Below are 18,920 nucleotides of genomic sequence, written 5' to 3'. Positions count from 1 at the left end.
TTATTGTGTTTTAAACTGAACAAACCAAGCCATAATCTCGTCCATTACCGTCATATTGAGGGAATATTCTACAAATTGCCCTTTCTTTACGGCAATGACCAAATCGGCTTGTTTCAGTAAATCAAGGTGATGGGAAATACTGGGTTTTGTCATATTGAATTTATCGGCAATATCGCCCGCATTCATGTCTCCGTCTTTGAGCATTTCCAAAATCTCACGTCGGGTAGTATCATTTAGGGCTTTAAAAAGTATGTTCATGAGGTTTTGTTTTTAGCTTCAGATTCGGCAATAATTTGGGTGTTTTTGTAAATAATGACCCATGAGCCTAAATAGTAAAGTATGAAAATTCCAAATATTCCACCAACGGCAACTTGTTTAGTATTGGGTAAAATCAAGAAAATAATTACTACCAATAAGCCAAAATAGAATTCAAATTTGCCTGTAAGTTTTTGAGATTTCTTGTAAAAAGTATCACCGTAAGTATCGCCATAAGTGGCTGTCATACTGTTTTGAAGTCCCATTTTCTTAGGTAAAACACTCTGGTAATTTCCTTGTATCATGAGGAATATTCCGAAAAGAATAAAAAAGGCGTTATATCCTAAATTGGGCGTATAATTGAAGGAATAATATAGTATAAGTACCGAAGTTAATACACAAAACACAGCCCAAATAATTTTTAACTTTAAATTAAGCTTTTCAAAATCATCACTTTCTGACTTATAAATGCTTTTGATTATTTCGATTAATTTTCCAAAATAGGCAACAGTAAGCATCCCTATAAACCCGATTGCAAAGCTGAAAAACGATTCAAAAAAAGGTTTGTCACGGAATAAAATGACCACAATCAATGGCGAAACATAAGCCAAGATTATTATTATTGTCAATAGAGTTTTTGGTTTTTTCATAGCTGTAAATGTTTGTAAATAAATATTTAGACAAATATCTAAATAAAGATTATTTACTTCCAAATGTTTTGCTGAAAATATTTAGAAGATTGTCTAAATGCTCGAAATAATCGGATGTATACATGAAGGACACAACCGCTGACGGGGTGAAAAACCGCCGTCAGGGTTATATACAAAGAACCCTGACGGCGGTTTTTCACCCCGTCAGCGGTTATTGAAGGCAATTTATGAATTCGTCAAGAAGAATATACTTCCGAAAATAATTATCAGCTATTTTCTAAAACTTTGTTAAGGGAAATGGCAAAACCTCTTTTCTTTGTATTAAAATACTTCCCAAAAATGTATCAACAAACCATCAAAAATATAACCTACCATTTCCCTGACCTCAAAACTTTGATGGCGAAGGCAACGCCTCGGCGGTCGGGGGATGAGTTGGCGGGAGTTGCTGCAAAATCTGCTCAAGAAAGAGTGGCAGCACAAATGGCTTTGGCGGATATTCCGCTTACAACTTTTTTGACGGAGCATCTGATTCCTTATGAAAAGGACGAAATCACTCGGCTCATTATTGATACGCACGATGCACAAGCATTTGCTTCCATAAGTCATTTAACGGTTGGAGATTTTAGGGATTTTCTTTTGCAAGAAACCGTTGATAAACAAATATTAACGAGTTTGCAGAAAGGTCTAACGCCCGAAATGGTGGCGGCAGTAAGCAAAATTATGCGAGTGCAGGACTTGATTACCGTAGCATCAAAATGTGAGGTTGTCACTAAATTCAGAACAACGATTGGTTTGCAGGGGCGTTTTTCGACTCGCTTACAACCCAATCACCCAACGGACGATTTTAGGGGAATTGCTGCCAGTATGATTGATGGTCTTTTTTATGGAAGCGGTGATGCGGTTATCGGGATAAATCCTGCGACGGATAATATTCCGACGGTCATTCGACTTTTAGAAATGTTAGATGCGGTTCGGCAAAAGTTTGAAATTCCGATGCAATCGTGCATTTTGAGTCATATTACCACCACCATTCAAGCCATTGAACGTAATGCTCCTGTTGATTTGGTTTTTCAGTCGATTGGTGGAACAGAAGCAACGAACACTTCTTTTGGCGTTAATTTGAATATTTTACAGGAAGGCTACGAAGCGGGACTTTCGCTAAATCGTGGGACGATTGGCAATAATTTGATGTATTTTGAAACAGGACAGGGAAGTTCACTTTCGGCAAATGCCCATCATGGACTCGACCAACAAACCTGCGAAACTCGGGGGTATGCAGTGGCGAGACATTTTAATCCGCTTTTGGTAAATACCGTCGTGGGTTTTATCGGCCCAGAATATTTGTACGATGGAAAACAAATTATTCGGGCGGGATTAGAAGACCATTTTTGCGGTAAATTATTGGGACTTCCAATGGGCGTTGATGTTTGTTATACCAATCACGCTGAAGCCGACCAAGACGACATGGATATTTTATTAACCCTCTTAGGAACAGCAGGTTGCAATTTTATCATGGGGATTCCTGGAGCTGATGATGTGATGTTACATTATCAAAGTACGTCATTCCATGATGCTCTTTATATCCGACATTTATTGGGGAAAAGACCTGCCCCAGAGTTTGAAGAATGGTTATTGAAAATGAATATTTTTGATGAAAAAATGAGGTTAAAATCGGGAGATGTGAAATTGATAGAGGCGATGAATTTGTAGTGGCGAATCGTATTCCCCAAAATGCCCTAACAGGCGAATGCTATTCGCCACTACTCGCTATTTAAAAGTAATAACCTCATTAAAAATTCCCCTTTTGGCTTGCCAATCTTGTACAGCTTTGCCCGTTCCTGCTGCCCACGGCTGAATTTCATGGTCTTTTTTACGTTTGTAATCAACCAATTCTTCGCTCAATTGTATCTCGCCCGTTGCCCGCACGTGATAGGCAATAATAAGCTGATTCATGCGGTGAAATTCATATAAACCTACCAATTCCACAATTTCAGCATCAAGGTTTAACTCCTCTTTTACTTCTCGCAAAATACCTTCTTCGGGTGTTTCTCCAGCTTCTAAAAATCCTGTGATGAGGGCGTACCAAGTCTCAGGCCAAGCGGCATTCCGAGCCAAAATAATATCGCCTTCGTGTTCAACAATGGCAGCAACTACGGGTGTAGGATTATTCCAGAATACATATCCGCAATCATTACTTTGGTCGGTACATTGAATACGGTCTTTGCCGTCTCTAAATTGGGTTTCCAAAGGTTTTCCACATTGTGGACAGAATTTCATTTTGGACATTTTTAAATTGTGATTTAGTGATTGAGTGAGTTGTGATTGAGTGAATTGTGATTTTTGTATACCCCCTTTTTAATCTGCGTTAAGTTTTCTACATAAAATCCTTTTAAATCTGCGTTACGAAGTATCAGTGTCATCTGCGTGCAATAAACATTAGCTTGGAAACGAAATTTTACCCATCGAAACCGAAGGAATTCCTCTGCGAGAACCAAAATCTGATTCTCCACCTGAAACCGTCTCATTCGCTAAAATGGCAAAAAGTACGGCTTCTTTGGCATCGCCTGAAATACCTAAGTCGTTTGTTTTGAGAAAATTACAAGGCAATAATTCCTTTAGCCATTCAACCAATAATGGGTTGTGCATTCCTCCGCCAGACATATAAATATTGAAGTCTTTAATGTCATAAGCAGTATTATTAATCGTAAAGTTTATCGCTTCCGCAATTGTCTCAGCACTAAAACGAGTTAAAGTTGCCAATAAATCATTTACCAAAATATCATTTGTATTACTTCTCGTCTGTGCTTTTTTGACATATTCGATACTAAATAATTCTGGTCCAGTGGTTTTAGGAAATGCCCCTTTAAAGAAATTATCAGCTTTTAATTCTTCCAAAAGGGCTTGATTTATTGAACCTTGTCGGGCAATTTCAGCATCTCTATCATACGCTTTTTCTGGGAAATATAATCTTGTGAACGCATCAATTAGTGTATTTCCCGTTCCTGTATCCGTCACAAAAACCTCTTCTGGATTCATGGTTGTGGGTAAATACGTAAAATTGGCAATGCCCCCCATGTTGAGCATAATGCGATTTTCACCCTTTTTACCAAAGATAAAGTAATCACCATAAACGGCTAATGGAGCTCCTTCGCCACCTGCGGCAAGGTGTTTTTGTCGGAAGTCAGAAATCGTAATAATTCCTGTTTTTACGGCAATATGGTCGCCATCTCCAATTTGTAAAGTGGCATTCGGGAATTTTTCTTGAAGGTGCAAAATCTTGGGAGCGTGCATGACCGTTTGCCCGTGCGAGGCAACTAAATCAACTTCGGCAGGAGAGATATTCCAAGATTTTAGACATTCTAAAATCATATTGGCATGAAGTACGCCAATCCATTCATTCAATAAAGCAAGGTGTTGAAAATCAATGGTTTGTTTGGCAAAAACTTTACGGATTTCTGTTTTGATTTCTTCTAAATAATCAACGGTATCAAATTGTAATAATTTAACTTCGGTACTTTCACCTGCACCCGAAATCTCGCAAAGAGCCACATCAAGTCCGTCCATTGATGTTCCTGACATTAAACCAATAATTTTTCGAGTAGGTTTTTGGGCAATTTGGTAGAGAGCTTGGAGGTTCTTGTTCATAAGGTTAAAGATTTGATGATGAAATTCAAATTTACGAAGTTTGAATTTATTTACCTTATTTTTAACCATTGCTATTCGATGTATGGGGAAGAGCAAAATTTATTTCAATCAAACAAAGCCAAAAAGCCTTTTAATTCATCTAAGATAAGAGAATCAAAATCCCAGATATGTGGTTTATGTTGAAGGCTATATTCGAGTGTACAGTATGTTCCTGCTTGTTGGCGTTGTTGGTGTGTAGCTGTATCATATTTCAGATAATTATATACCCAGAGTTTATCAAATTCCTTTTGTGAAAGTTTTTCACAGACGACCAGCCCCAATTAATTAAAAACAAGAACAATTATTTCACAAAATAAACCTACTGCCGTTGTCTGTGGAGACACAGACAACGGCAGTAGGTTTAAAACCTTGACTACGTTGGGATTCTCGCTCAGTAGCTCGCATCTTGCGAGTTACGATTATTATCAGGCTTCCAGCCTACATGAATTCGCTAACTTAGGCAAGATGCCTAAAAATAGCCGTAACTCGCAAGATGCGAGCTACTGATTGTCTGATATTTTTTGCGGTTGTTGTGAGTTTTCCTCCAACAACTCGTGCGAAAGCAATCAGATAATCAGTATTACACTTAACAAATTAATAATCATCTATAAAACTATTTGTCCGATTGTTGGTGGAAAACACCAACAAAGGCGAAAAGCCCTAAATCTATTAGATTTAAGGCTTTTCTTATTTTTTCGCTTGAATTTCTAATTTATTTTTTGAAATCAAAGCACTCAGTTTTTCTTTTTCCTTTTGACTCAAAGGCTTGGATTGAATATACTCAATCTCAAAGGGTATTGCTTGTTTTTTCATTTGAGTTATTGATTAAAATATTTGTCTATTAATCTAAATGCCGCAGTTGTGTCAATATACATTCTTAATCCACCAAGCCTTTTTGCCTGCAATTTATCCATGTAATGTTCAATTAAAGCTGTTTTTGAATCGAATACTACATAGCCATCGTAACCAGATTCAAGAGAAACTTTACAAGCATAAGCTACTAAATTACCTGCAACTCCCAAATATACCTTGTTTTGACCTTTATTGAAAGAAGCACTTTCCAAGAGATTCATAAAAATATGGTCTTTCCCGTCAGATATACTCAATAATCCTTGAATTACATCCTCATTTCCTCTTGTAACAAGTTTAAAAACCTTACAACCAGATTTATTATTTTCCTTCTTCCAATCAAATAACCAATCTTTTTCTATTATTTCGTCATTTTTTATGGATAAAATATCAGTCAAAAATCGTTCTTCTGTGAAAGCATTTTCTATTGAATTGGTCAGTTTATCAATTTCTACATCAAGCATTGGTTAGAACTTTTATCATCATAAATTTACCAATTATGTTCTAAAAATCAAAGAAATAAGAAGAGTAATTATGCCTAAATCAGTAGCTTGCATCTTGCAAGTTACGAGTATTATCAGGCTTCCAGCCTATATAAATTCGTTAACTTAGGCAAGATGCCTAAAAATAGTCGTAACTCTCTTTGGTTCAAGCGTCCTTCTCTTTGGTTCAAGCGTCCTCGCTTGAACCAGAGGGGCAATCATTTCACAAAATAAACCATTGAGTTGTCTGTGGAGACACAGACAAGGGCAGAAGAGTAATTATGCCTAAATCAGTAGCTCGCATCTTGCGAGTTACGGGTATTATCAGGCTTCCAGCCTGCATGAATTCGTTAACTTAGGCAAGATGCCTAAAAATACTCGTAACTCTCTTTGGTTCAAGCGTCCTTCTCTTTGGTTCAAGCGTCCTCGCTTGAACCAAAGGGGCAATCATTTCACAAAATAAACCATTGAGTTGTCTGTGGAGATACAGACAACGGCAGTAAAAAATAGTCGTAACTCGCAAGATGCGAGCTACTGAGGAAGAACGCTTTGCTAAACCTACGACCAGTCTGGGGAAAAAGACCCAGAGATAATGCCTCCATAAACTTTTAAATCATCAAGTTGTTGTATGGTAGGGTATCGTTTTTTTTCAAAAAAATCAAGCTCTCTTTTAAGAATAATTTTAAAATCTGACAATATTTTTTCGTAGAAAGAATGAATAAAGACATCTATTGTTTGAAAATTGTCTTTACTTTTTGACTCTAAATTCTCCCATAAATAACCTTCTTTATTAGTTTTGGCAAAAACTGTTAAATTATCAGGTAATGAAAATACTCCATCTTGAAGGCGGTAAACAATTCTTACATTATGAGTAACCCAATGACGTAAATTTAAAAAATCTTTATACTTTTGGCTATATTCTCCTTGAATTAAGATTTGGTTTTCATTGCATTTACAATCTCTTTTTTCTTTTTTCTTCGTTATAGTTATTTCCCCATCTTCTTTTTTTAACATGTCACATATTTTGTCAAATATCTCTATTGAATTATAGATTATAAATACAGCTTGTAGTAACTGTGATTCAAACATTAATAACTTATTTCCAACATCATCATCCTCTGGTGCATTTGGATTTTCTTCCAATATTTTTTTTAAAATAAGCAAGTTCCTGAAAATAGAATAATTCCATTGCCAAATTAACTTACGAGTAATATTTCTTCCCTCACCTATTCCGAAAATCTCTACTGGTTTTGCAGTACCATCATTTCCAATGTACTTTGACCAGATGACTTCATAATTTTTAATTTGAGAAAGTATTTCATAATTGTTTCTCTCTAAAATATCTCCATGATTTTTTAAGTTTTGCATTTTATTATTGTTTTAAAATAGCTAAATATATCAATTTTACCCTACCCCTTCAACTCCTCCTTCAAAAACTTAGCCGTATAACTCCCTTTCACCTTCGCTACTTGCTCTGGGGTGCCTTCTGCGATGATGTTTCCGCCTTTTTGTCCTCCCTCTGGACCGATGTCAATTACGTGGTCGGATACTTTGATTACGTCTAAATTATGCTCAATAATCAAGACGGTATTGCCTTTGTCTGCCAATCGGTTGAGGACTTCCAAGAGTTTTTTGATGTCTTGAAAATGGAGTCCAGTGGTGGGTTCGTCCAAGATGTACATGGTTTTGCCCGTGTCTCTTTTCGAGAGTTCTTCGGCTAATTTTACTCGTTGGGCTTCTCCTCCCGACAGCGTTGTCGCTTGTTGCCCGATGGTGATATATCCCAAACCTACTTCGTTGAGCATTTGTACTTTGCGAGCAATTTTTGGCTGATTTTCAAAGAATTCTACCGCTTGTTCTACCGTCATATCCAACACATCGGCGATTGATTTTCCCTTAAAACGAACTTCCTGCGTTTCACGGTTGAAGCGTTTTCCTTTGCAGGTTTCGCAAGCTACGTGTACGTCGGGCAAAAACTCCATTTCAATTTTTTTCATGCCTGCACCTTCGCAATCTTCACAGCGTCCACCTTTCACATTGAAGCTAAAACGACCCGCTTTGTAGCCTCTAATTTTAGATTCGGGCAACTCTGAGTACAAGGTGCGAATGTCCGTAAACATACCCGTATATGTAGCAGGATTCGAGCGTGGCGTGCGTCCGATGGGCGATTGGTCAACTTCGATTACCTTGTCCAAATGTTCCAAACCCTCCACCGATTTATGAGGCATGGGTTCTTTTTTTGCGTAAAAAAAATGACGGTTCAAAATCGGATACATCGTGTCGTGAATCAGCGAAGATTTTCCCGAACCACTCACGCCTGTTATCGAAATCATTTTCCCCAAAGGCAGTTTTAGCGTAACATTTTTCAAATTATTACCCGTTGCTCCTTTGATAATTAGTGTATTACCGTTTCCTTTTCGGCGTTGTTTGGGTACGTCAATTCCAATTTTTCCACTCAAAAAATTAGCCGTTGTTGAGTTATTTTTTAAGAAATTTTCGGGCGTTCCTTGTCCCACAATCGCCCCGCCGTGTCGTCCTGCTCCTGGACCAATATCCACAATATAATCCGACTCCAACATCATGTCTTTGTCGTGTTCAACGATGAGAACCGAATTACCCAAATCACGTAAATCTTTGAGGGCTTGAATCAATTTTACGTTGTCTCGTTGGTGCAAACCGATGCTTGGTTCGTCCATGATATACAACACGTTGGTCAATTGCGTACCAATTTGCGTAGCCAAACGGATGCGTTGGGCTTCTCCGCCAGAAAGTGTTCGTAATGAACGATTTAGCGTTAAATATTCCAAGCCAATACCCGTCAAAAAGCCAATTCTCTTTCTGATTTCTTTCAAAATTTCTTTGGCAATTACGTTTTGGCGTTCATTCATTCTTGGCTCTAAATCGGTAAACCATGTCGCCAATTCGGCAATGTCCATTTCGGCTAATTGAGCAACGTTTTTATGGTCAATCAAGAAATGAAGCGACTCTTTTTTTAGTCTCAAACCTTTGCAATCGGGGCAAGTATTCACGACCATAAAGTCTTTTATCCAGTCTTGAATCTTCTCCGAACCTGTTTCTTGCTGACGTTTCAAAAACGTTACGATGCCTTCATATTTGGTATTCCAATCTGTGCCTTCGTATTTTTTGGAAGGAACAGCCACAGGCGTATCTGTACCATGAAGCATGACTTCGATGGCTTCGGCAGGGAATTTTTCGATGGGCGTTTTCAGACTCACTTTGTAAGGTTTCAGCAATACTTCTAATTGCTTAAAAATCCACATATCACGGAATTCCCCAATCGGAGCAATGGCTCCTTTTTCAATGCTGAGGGTTTTGTCGGGTAGAATCGAGTCTTCGGTAATTTCCTCCACTTTGCCCAAACCTTGACAAGTCGGACACCAGCCGTAAGGCGAGTTGAAAGAGAAATTATTGGGTGACGGTTCGTCGTAACTAATGCCCGAAACAGGATCCATCAAGAATTTTGAAAAATTACGAACCTCATTTTTTTCATCACGTGTCATCATGATGCCTTTCCCTTGATTCAAAGCCGTTTGCACGGATTGTGATAAACGAAAACGGTCTTCGGTTTTGACGATAATTCTATCAATTACAATTTCTATATCGTGAATTTTGAAACGGTCGAGTTGCATTTTAGGCTGAATATCCATCACCACGCCGTCCACACGTACTTTGGTATAACCCAATTTCTCAATTTGAACAAATAACTCACGGTAATGACCTTTACGTCCTTTTACGACAGGAGCCAAAATAATCAATTTTTGGTTTTGATAATCTTGCAAAATCACGTCAATAATTTGGTCGATAGATTGCTTAATCATCTTCTCGCCCGTGACGTAACTAAACGCTTCGCCCGCTCGTGCGTAGAACAAACGCATAAAATCGTAAATTTCGGTAACGGTTCCAACGGTCGAGCGTGGATTTTTGGAAGTCGTCTTTTGCTCAATCGAAATCACGGGCGAAAGTCCATTGATTTTATCCACATCTGGACGTTCCATATTGCCCATAAAACTACGTGCATAGGCAGAAAATGATTCCATATAACGGCGTTGCCCTTCCGCATAAATGGTATCAAAAGCTAAGGAAGACTTGCCTGAGCCAGAAATTCCCGTAAAAACCACCAATTTATTGCGTGGAATGGTGAGGTCAATATTTTTAAGATTATGTTCTCTTGCACCAAGAATTTCGATATTCTCGTGTCCTGTAATGTCTGAATTATTATTTGCCATATTGTGGGGAGTAGGGGTTGGGGTTTAGGGGTTGATTTTAAACCTGAGCCTCTAAAACCTAACACCTAATTGAACCATAAAGTTAAAGAAAAGCCCACGTTTTTGGCGTGGGCTTTTTGGGTTTTTATTTGAGTTTAAAGAAGTTTACAAATTCCCTAAAATACCTAATACCAAACTTGCTGAATTGTAAGCGGCTATTGAGCCAAAAACATTCATGTCCACATGGGCTTTTGAGTTGGCATTATCGCTGATACTTCTGAGGATTAAACATGGTATTTTTAATTCGTAACAAACTTGTGCTACGGCTGCACCTTCCATTTCGGTAGCATCGGCTTTTACTTTATTTTGGAGTTCTTTTACTTTTTCATCTGAATTTACAAAAACATCGCCAGTGGCTACAATTCCTGTCATAACCTTTACTTTTCTACCTACAATTTCTTTGTATTTCATTAGATTTGACACTTTTTGGGCTTTTTGTAGTAGAATAGAATCGGCAGGGAAATATAGCGGATTTCTTGATTTATCCGTTGGGTTAAAGGTTTGCCAAAGCACCATGCCCGTAGAGTCAATTTTTCCGAAATCGTGTTGAATAGTCGATTTGGCAATGACCATATCTCCAGGCATAATTTCAGGATTGACTCCTCCTGCAATACCCGTAAAAATCAGTTGTTGAGGTTGCCAATTCATCAATAAAATGGTGGTAGTCATGGCAGCATTTACTTTGCCTACGCCCGTGAGTGCTACCACTACTGAACGCCCACGCAACTCTCCTGTAAGAAAACGAATGCCTTTGAGATTGATGATTTGTTTGTGTTGAAGTGAGTCTTCTAACAGTTTTACTTCGTCGCTGAATGCACCCAAAATAGCTGTTAGTGGTTTCTGGGCTTTTGTGTGAAAAGAAAATAATAAAAATAATAATGCTATTTTTTTCATAAATGTGATGAATTGCACAATTCTTGTTCTGAGTATATTTGTTAACAAAATTACCATTTACTCATTTCCCAATGCTATTCTGCATTGAAAAACAATGTTATTCACTAAATTTAGTAAATAATTAAACACTAAAATATAATTTCTGTACATTCTACGTACCCCAGTAAGTTTATTTCCCTTCACCGCCCAAAACGATTAATAAGAACTTCCATTATTAAATCCTTAACTCGCTTAACAATGAACTACTCATTGAACGCCTACGCTCAACCACTTACGGTTGAACAGGCTGCTCATTTATTACGCAGGGCTACGTTTGGCCCTACCCAAGCCAATATTGCAGCATTTACTGGGGTTAGCTCAACGCTGGCAATTCAGACTTTAATTGATAATATTAATTACAATCCACCTCCGCCTGTTGATTTGAATGATGCCAAAACGACGGCTGGACAGGAATATGTAAATACTGCTTATGATTCAACACTTGGGCGAAATTTTGAATTTAGATTTTATTACAAATATTGGTGGATAAATATGATAACCATGCAACATGGAAATCCATCAATTATTGATAAAATGACGCTTTTTTGGCAGAATCATTTTGTTACTACCGAAGCCGCTGTTGATGAGTATCGAGCTGTCTATAAGTATTTTATGAAAGTTAGGGGGCGTTCATTAGAGAATTTCAAAGACTTTGTACGTGATATTACTTATGACCCTGCCATGCTGAAATACTTGAATGGGCATGACAATCAAAAAGGAACGGGTGGGGTTGCTTCAAACGAAAATTATGCTCGTGAATTACAAGAATTATTTGTGGTGGGAGCGAAGGATTTTGCAGGAAATAGTAATTATACTGAGAATGATGTAAAAGCGGCTGCCAGAGTATTGACGGGTTGGAGATATAGAAATTTTTATTCAAACGGAACAACTTTTGTGGAGAGTTACTTTACTGCAACTCGCCATGATACTGCCTCTAAAGTTTTCTCTGCCAGTTATCAAAATAAAGTCATCAATACTCCTACAACATATCCTGGCTATAGTAATGCAGGTGAATTTGAAATAGATGAACTTTTGACTACCCTGTTTGCTCATCCAGAAACATCAAAATTCATTTGTAGAAAATTATACCGCTTTTTTGTTAATCCCAATGTTACCCAAGAAATTGAGGACAATGTAATAATTCCTTTGGCCAATATTTTTAAAAGCCCTGACCCAATCACAGGCAGAACCTTTGAAATAAAACCCATTATCTACAAACTATTATCTTCTGAACATTTCTATGATGTAGGAAACATTGGAGCAATCATTAAATCTCCAGCCGAGTTTATCATTGGAGCTTATCGTTTCTTTAATTTTCAAGTTCCCATGATTGATGCTGGAAACTTGATTAACAGCATTAAAAATCATCGAGTGTATGCCCAATATTTGTATGATAGAATGAATGAAATGCAAATGGCTTTGCTCGACCAACCTACGGTTTTTGGCTATGATGCGTATTTTCAAACGGGATATTCAAGAAACTGGATAAATACTTCGCAAGTTGGTCTTCGTAACTCATTCACGGATAGATTAATTTCTGGTAGAACAGTTGTTTCTGGTATTACGCCATTAGTTACTATCAAAATAGATATGTTAGCGATGGTTGATTTAACAAATGTTAATCATAATCCAACAATTCCATTACCTCCCAATTATGATGTTACCAACTGCGTGCATATTGTGGATTTAGTGACAATGAATTTATTTGCAACGGGACTTACTGCCAATCAAAAAACATTTTTGATTGATACCATTTTTATGATTAATCAACCCCGAACAAATTGGCCAACCCAATGGGCTGCTTACAAATCAAACCCAACGACAACAAATATTAATACGGTAAAATCCAAATTAGAAGCCTTGATGAAATACTTACTCAGAATGGCAGAATATAGTATTTGTTAAAGTACAACAGGAATTTTTCCTGTAAACAATCAATTATCCATAAAGCAAATAGCATCAAAATATACAATTATGAAACGTAGAGATTTCCTTGCTGCCACATCCTCTTTTTTAGTTCCAGTAATGGTGGGCGGAATGGGGGTGAAAGCCTTCGGAGCTAATTCTCCACTTGTGCAATCCCTGATGAAAACGGATGCACTCGCCAAAGACCGTGTTTTAGTTATCATATATCTTAATGGTGGAAATGATGGATTGAATACCGTTATTCCACTCGACCAATATTCTCAATACAATACTTTAAGAAGCAATATTGCCATACCACAAGCGTCTGTTTTACCAATTGGAAATGGACTGACAGGTTTACATCCAAGTATGACAGGCTTGAAACAACTCCACGATAATGGAAAAGTGGCTGTTGTTCATTCGGTTTCTTATCCAACTCCCAACTATTCACATTACCGAGCTACTGATATTTGGATGACAGGTTCGGATTCCAATGTGCAAACAGATACAGGCTGGGCGGGGAGATATTTAGAAGACAGATTCTTAAATTACCCAACACCCCCAATTACAGACCGTGATGCAGCAAATGCCACAATGGAAGACCCATTAGCAATTCAGATTGGTTATTTGACTTCTACAACTGTTTTGGGGAGCAACCAGTCGATGGCTGTGGCAATTAATGACCCCGCCAGTTATGCTACTTTGGTCGGTGGTGGTAGCGGAGGGACTTCTCCAGATTTACCATGTTGTGAAGCAGGTGATTTAGTAGCTTTTATCCGTCAACAACAAGCGTTAGCCATTGGTTATTCAGCTGAAATTACGGCAGCTCATAATGCTGGAAATATTACGCCAGCTCCTGTATATCCTACAAGTAATTCTATTGCTGACCAATTGAAAATTGTAGCAAGATTAGTTGGAGGAGGTTTAAAAACCAAAATTTATTTCCTTTCGATTGGAGGCTTCGATACTCACTCGGGACAAGTGCAATCTGGTGGTGGAACCAATAATAATTTGGGTGGACACGCTACTTTGTTAGGAAGAGTTTCGGCAGGAATTACGGCATTTCAAGCTGATTTACAGCAGAGAGGGGTGGAAGATAAAGTTGTTGGATTTACTTTTTCAGAATTTGGCAGAAGAGCCAACTCTAACTCAAGTGCTGGAACAGACCACGGTGTAGCCGCTCCAATGTTTGTTTTTGGTTCAAGTCTGAAACGCCAAATGGTTGGAAGAAATCCAAATATCGGAGGTTATTCTAATTTACCGACAGATTTGAACGGTACAACGGGTAATCAAGATTTAAAAATGCAAATCGACTTCCGAAGAATTTATTGGGATATTCTCATCGACTGGTTCGGAAGAAGCAAAACCGATGCGACTTCAGTATTGTTAAATAAATCTTTTGATACAGTTTCATTATTTACGGATGAAGTTTGTACGATAAAAACAGGAAGTTGGCACGATGAAAAAACATGGTCGTGTGGACGTGTGCCTTTTACAACAGAAAATGCCAAAATTTGTGCAGGTCATACCGTTTCACTCAGTGCCAATGCAACGGTTAAAAATCTTCAAAACTACGGAAATTTGAATATCGCTGCGGGTGTAAAACTTTCGGTTGCTGGTATTTAAGTTTTGTCTGAACTATGATTTACTTGATGTAAAGATTTTTCTTAGACAATCTTAAAACCTACCCAACTAATCATATTTGAAACAAACAAAAAACGGTCAGATGATTTATTTCATCTGACCGTTTTTATATCAAATCCTAAATTGAATTAATCTTCTAATGTCTCCGCTTGGCGTTGCTTGTTCACTCTTGCAGATACACCAATACTGATTTCATAAAGTCCCAAAAGTGGTAAGGTTACCAAAAGTTGAGAAATCATATCGGGTGAAGGCGTAATAATTGCCGCAATAATCAAAATTACTACCAAAGCATGACGACGATATTCACGCATGAATTGTGGCGTTAGAATACCAACCATCGACAATACATAAGCAATCATTGGCAACTGAAAGGTAATTCCACAGGCCAAAGTCATCGTTGAAAGCAATGAAATATAATCATTAATATCAAATTGATTTTGGATAGCATCATCTAATTTGAAACTTGCCAAAAAGTTAATCGCCATTGGTGAAACCACATAATACCCAAACGCCACACCTGTAAAAAACAAGACTGAAACCCAAAATACAGCTCCTCGGGCAGCTTTAGCTTCTTTTTCTTTTAATCCAGGTTTTACAAAACGCCAAATTTCCCAAAAGAAATAAGGAAAAGACAGCAATAAACCTACCATGATTGACTGCGTAAGAGCCATCATAAATTGCCCTGATACTTCTCTACTTTGTAAAATAAAGTCTGCTTGTTTGAAGCAAAGTCCATCTACGCCTGTTAAATCTGCTAATTTACAAAGCATACGGTTTGTCCAAAATTCTGATTTGGAAGGAGCCATAATAATGCCCCCAAAAATCTCTTTCTGAAAAACCCATGCTCCAATTGTAAAAACAAAAATGGCAATTAACGAACGTATTATATGCCAACGTAATTCTTCAAGATGGTCAATAAAGGACATTTCTGTTCCTTCGGTTTCGTCTAATTCGTGTTCAAAATCTTGGTCTAAAGCCATTTGTGTTTATTATTATATCGAGAAATGCTTCTCGTCATATTTCTTGGATTAAAATTTACCTCACAAAGTTACATCAAAAACACAAAAAACCCCGACAACGTTTAGGATTGTCAGGGTTTTTATAATGTACTATGTATGTAGTATTAAGTATTAAGAGAAATTTTATCAACAGATACTATATCCTAAGACTTAACTTTGTACTTAAATTTATACATATAACGGAAATGCTTCCATCCATTTGTTTACTTCTGTTCTCACAGAACCAATGAAAGTCTCATTGTCGTGATTCATCAAAACGCTGTCAATTAGTTCTACAATGTGCAACATTTCTGCTTCTTTCATACCACGAGTTGTCATGGCTGCCGTACCCACACGCATACCTGATGTTACAAATGGCGATTTATCATCAAACGGAACCATGTTTTTGTTGATAGTAATATCAGCTTTTACCAAAGTATTTTCTGCTAATTTACCTGTCAATCCTTTTGGACGTAAGTCAATCAACATCAAATGGTTATCTGTTCCGCCAGAGATAATTTTGTATCCTTTGTCAACAAATGCTTGTGCCATTACTTGAGCGTTACGTTGTAATTGCTCGGCATACGTTTGGAAATTATCCGTTAAAGCTTCTCCGAAAGCAATTGCTTTTGCTGCAATAACGTGTTCCAATGGTCCACCTTGTGTTCCTGGAAAAACGCCACCGTCTAACAACGCTGACATCATTTTCAATTCACCTTTCAATGTTGTTAAACCAAATGGATTCACAAAGTCATTACCCATCATAATTAAACCACCACGAGGACCTCTCAAAGTTTTGTGCGTAGTTGTGGTTACAATATGGCAATGTTGCATTGGATTATTCAATAAACCTTTCGCAATTAATGCTGATGGGTGAGAAATATCCGCTAATAAAATTGCCCCAATTTGGTCAGCAATTGTACGTAAACGAGCATAATCCCAATCACGAGAATATGCTGAAGCACCACAAATAATCAATCTTGGTTTTTCTTTCAAAGCGGTTGCTTCTACTTTATCCCAGTCAATCAAACCTGTTTCTTGTTCAACGCCATAGAAAAATGCTTGGAAGTATTTTCCTGAAAAGTTTACTGGCGAACCATGTGAAAGGTGACCACCATGAGAAAGGTTGAAACCTAAAATTTTATCACCTGGATTTAAGAATGATAAGAAAACCGCAGCGTTTGCTTGAGCTCCAGAGTGAGGCTGAACGTTTGCCCAAGATGCTCCGAAAAGTGCTTTTGCACGCTCAATCGCAATGGTTTCTACTTGGTCAACTACTTCACAACCGCCATAATAACGTTTTCCTGGAAGTCCTTCTGCATATTTATTAGTCAAAACTGAGCCTTGAGCTTCCATGACTTGTTTTGAAGTAAAATTCTCAGAAGCAATCAATTCGATTCCGTACTCTTGACGGTGAGCTTCTTGATTAATCAAATTAAAAATTTCGGTATCTCTCTCGAGTGTGAAAGTTGCTGTTGCCATTGGTAAATTCAATGAGTGAATGTTTTAGGTAATAGGTTTTAGGAATTGGGTTTTAGGGAATAGTTTTTAAGATTAACCAAAATAAGTAATGCCTTAAAATACTAAAACCTAACATCTAATCCCTAACACCTCCGAATGAGCAAATATTCTTCAAAAACTTCTTGAAATATTCACAAAATCAAATGATTAGACTGTTTTTCGGTGTAAAAATAAGGCTTTAAAATGGATTGTGAAAACAATTTTTTTGAATGTCGGCTGACTTACCTTTGAAGAAGACCAAATCATTCAATTTTACATTTATTAAACTTAAATTTCATTTATTCATGAACAAATTAATAACAATTATCCTGATAATGAGTTTCTTTTCAACCTTTGCTCAGGACAAACCCTTCGCCTTGAAAGTAGGTGATAATGCTCCTAATTTTGTAGGAAAAGACCATAACGGAAAAATGATTAGTCTCAAAGAATTAACCGAAAAGGGAAAGGTCGTTTTGATGTTTTATCGAGGAGCTTGGTGTCCTTATTGCAATAAATATATGAGCCAATTGGAGCAAGCTTTACCAGAATTTAGTGCAAAAAATGCAAAGGTTATTGCCATAACTCCTGAACCTGAAGAGTCTATTAGCAAAGCTGTCGAAAAGACAAAATCAACATTTTCAATAATTTACGACAAAGACCGTAAGATTATGAAGGATTGGAAAGTGGCTTATTCAATGTCGGACGATATGCAAACTAAATATAAAGGCTACGGATTGGATTTAGAAAAGAAACAAGGAGATTGGATACTTCCTGTGCCTGCAACTTATGTAATTGGGCAAGATGGAAAGATAGAATTTGTACATTTTGATGAAAATTATCAGCAACGAGCAAATATTGAAAATATTTTGAAGAGTTTGTAATATTTGGTATATTTTTTGTTAAATAAATGGGTACACTAACGAGTATAAATAACCCATGAAAAAAACGTTCCTTTATGCAGTATTGATGATTTTTATCGTCAATGTTTCTTTCGCTATTCCCGCAAAACCTTTCAAATTATTAGCTAACAAAGAATATAAATTTTTTGATGTAAAATTATTTGATGAACAACAAAGTCGTATTGCATCAATACTTTCTAAAAAATCGTTTGAGCCAATCAAATCATTAAGTAATTCTAAAATTTCACTGAAAGCTACGCTTGATGAGAATTATAAAGCAAAATTATCGTGGGTTAGTGCTGTGGGTAAAGATGCGAAAATTTATGTGATTCAGATTAGTCATGATAGAGAGACTTTTTATGATTTAGTGGAGGTGAAAGTTGACCCTAAAAATGATGAAAGGTCATTATATACATTTGTTGACCCTAAAATGTATATCGGTACAAAATATTACCGTATTATGGAAATTGATGAAGAAGATAAAACTATCATTTATGCCCCTGTAAAATTTACGGTTGATGCTGTTCCTGCTCCAAGTGAAATTGTAAAATGCTTGCAAACAGATGAAAATAATGTTATTCATATCAAAACAGGAGATAGTAGATTAATCCCAATTTTGACTACTGAAACTGGTATGGGTATTCCTTGCGACTATAAATACAGTGAGGCTACGCAAACAGGAGTATTGAAGCCTTTATATTATTTAGCAGGAGGAAATTATCATTTGAAAGTGAGAATGGGAAATAATGAAGCTAAATATGTGGTTTCGGTGAATGATTTAGACGGAATGCAGTTTTAAATTATGGTATTGGTGATGAGGGAAGTGGTTAGGAGG

17 protein-coding genes are annotated in these 18,920 nt (G+C 37.1%); 5 read left to right on the top strand and 12 right to left on the bottom strand.

Translation table 11 applies throughout. The annotated features are described in order from the left end of the window. Window positions 1–258: an autorepressor SdpR family transcription factor gene (locus tag VB796_RS11725; protein WP_109741255.1), complete on the bottom strand. Its 258-nt coding sequence runs from the start codon at window positions 256–258 to the stop codon at window positions 1–3. Next, window positions 255–905 carry a hypothetical protein gene (locus VB796_RS11720; RefSeq protein WP_323346732.1) on the bottom strand — a complete coding sequence of 217 codons (651 nt, stop codon included), beginning with the start codon at window positions 903–905 and terminating at the stop codon, window positions 255–257. Before VB796_RS11720 ends, VB796_RS11725 begins: the two co-directional genes overlap by 4 nt. A gap of 339 nt (window positions 906–1,244) precedes the next feature. Between VB796_RS11720 and VB796_RS11715 the strand changes: the two genes are divergently transcribed. Further along, window positions 1,245–2,615, top strand: coding sequence for an ethanolamine ammonia-lyase subunit EutB (locus tag VB796_RS11715; protein WP_323346793.1), 1,371 nt, complete (start codon window positions 1,245–1,247; stop codon window positions 2,613–2,615). A 57-nt stretch (window positions 2,616–2,672) separates the two neighbouring features. Here VB796_RS11715 and VB796_RS11710 read toward each other — a convergent pair whose 3' ends face one another. From VB796_RS11710 to VB796_RS11675, 8 genes are all read right to left on the bottom strand, one after another. Next, a complete protein-coding gene (locus tag VB796_RS11710) occupies window positions 2,673–3,182 on the bottom strand; it encodes an NUDIX domain-containing protein (protein WP_323346731.1) in 510 nt (169 codons plus the stop codon). 159 nt (window positions 3,183–3,341) lie between these two features. Next, window positions 3,342–4,550 (bottom strand): anhydro-N-acetylmuramic acid kinase, encoded by a 1,209-nt coding sequence (locus VB796_RS11705; protein WP_323346730.1) that lies wholly within the window; start codon window positions 4,548–4,550, stop codon window positions 3,342–3,344. A 104-nt stretch (window positions 4,551–4,654) separates the two neighbouring features. Next, window positions 4,655–4,870 (bottom strand): hypothetical protein, encoded by a 216-nt coding sequence (locus VB796_RS11700; RefSeq protein WP_323346729.1) that lies wholly within the window; start codon window positions 4,868–4,870, stop codon window positions 4,655–4,657. Window positions 4,871–5,276: 406 nt separating this feature from the next. Next, a complete protein-coding gene (locus tag VB796_RS11695) occupies window positions 5,277–5,402 on the bottom strand; it encodes a hypothetical protein (protein WP_323346728.1) in 126 nt (41 codons plus the stop codon). A 5-nt stretch (window positions 5,403–5,407) separates the two neighbouring features. Continuing rightward, the gene (locus VB796_RS11690; protein WP_323346727.1) at window positions 5,408–5,902 is read right to left on the bottom strand and encodes a hypothetical protein; all 495 of its coding nucleotides are present in this window, start codon (window positions 5,900–5,902) and stop codon (window positions 5,408–5,410) included. A gap of 576 nt (window positions 5,903–6,478) precedes the next feature. Beyond that, window positions 6,479–7,288 carry a hypothetical protein gene (locus tag VB796_RS11685; protein ID WP_323346726.1) on the bottom strand — a complete coding sequence of 270 codons (810 nt, stop codon included), beginning with the start codon at window positions 7,286–7,288 and terminating at the stop codon, window positions 6,479–6,481. 41 nt (window positions 7,289–7,329) lie between these two features. Beyond that, window positions 7,330–10,167 (bottom strand): excinuclease ABC subunit UvrA, encoded by a 2,838-nt coding sequence (gene uvrA / locus VB796_RS11680; RefSeq protein ID WP_323346725.1) that lies wholly within the window; start codon window positions 10,165–10,167, stop codon window positions 7,330–7,332. Between the two features lie 144 nt (window positions 10,168–10,311). Continuing rightward, the gene (locus VB796_RS11675; RefSeq protein ID WP_323346724.1) at window positions 10,312–11,100 is read right to left on the bottom strand and encodes a 5'-methylthioadenosine/adenosylhomocysteine nucleosidase; all 789 of its coding nucleotides are present in this window, start codon (window positions 11,098–11,100) and stop codon (window positions 10,312–10,314) included. 237 nt (window positions 11,101–11,337) lie between these two features. On the opposite strand from VB796_RS11675, the gene VB796_RS11670 reads away from it, so the two are divergent. Together VB796_RS11670 and VB796_RS11665 are read left to right on the top strand one after the other, a co-directional pair. Continuing rightward, on the top strand, window positions 11,338–13,044 hold the full coding sequence (locus tag VB796_RS11670) for a DUF1800 domain-containing protein (protein ID WP_323346723.1): 1,707 nt from the start codon (window positions 11,338–11,340) through the stop codon (window positions 13,042–13,044). A 69-nt stretch (window positions 13,045–13,113) separates the two neighbouring features. After that, window positions 13,114–14,670: a DUF1501 domain-containing protein gene (locus tag VB796_RS11665; RefSeq protein ID WP_323346722.1), complete on the top strand. Its 1,557-nt coding sequence runs from the start codon at window positions 13,114–13,116 to the stop codon at window positions 14,668–14,670. A 146-nt stretch (window positions 14,671–14,816) separates the two neighbouring features. Here VB796_RS11665 and tatC read toward each other — a convergent pair whose 3' ends face one another. Both tatC and glyA read right to left on the bottom strand, forming a co-directional pair. Continuing rightward, window positions 14,817–15,668, bottom strand: a complete 852-nt coding sequence (tatC, locus tag VB796_RS11660; protein WP_323346721.1) for a twin-arginine translocase subunit TatC — start codon at window positions 15,666–15,668, stop codon at window positions 14,817–14,819. A gap of 207 nt (window positions 15,669–15,875) precedes the next feature. After that, window positions 15,876–17,168, bottom strand: a complete 1,293-nt coding sequence (glyA, locus tag VB796_RS11655; RefSeq protein WP_323346792.1) for a serine hydroxymethyltransferase — start codon at window positions 17,166–17,168, stop codon at window positions 15,876–15,878. Between the two features lie 323 nt (window positions 17,169–17,491). On the opposite strand from glyA, the gene VB796_RS11650 reads away from it, so the two are divergent. Together VB796_RS11650 and VB796_RS11645 are read left to right on the top strand one after the other, a co-directional pair. Next, window positions 17,492–18,067 carry a peroxiredoxin-like family protein gene (locus VB796_RS11650; protein ID WP_323346720.1) on the top strand — a complete coding sequence of 192 codons (576 nt, stop codon included), beginning with the start codon at window positions 17,492–17,494 and terminating at the stop codon, window positions 18,065–18,067. Window positions 18,068–18,122: 55 nt separating this feature from the next. Next, window positions 18,123–18,884: a hypothetical protein gene (locus VB796_RS11645; RefSeq protein ID WP_323346719.1), complete on the top strand. Its 762-nt coding sequence runs from the start codon at window positions 18,123–18,125 to the stop codon at window positions 18,882–18,884. Window positions 18,885–18,920 lie beyond the last annotated feature (36 nt).

Source organism: Arcicella sp. LKC2W, assembly GCF_034931005.1.
In the GTDB taxonomy this organism is placed as follows: Bacteria; Bacteroidota; Bacteroidia; order Cytophagales; family Spirosomataceae; genus Arcicella.
The sequence above is the reverse complement of the archived record's forward strand: the minus strand, read 5'-3'. Positions and strand labels throughout refer to the sequence as shown.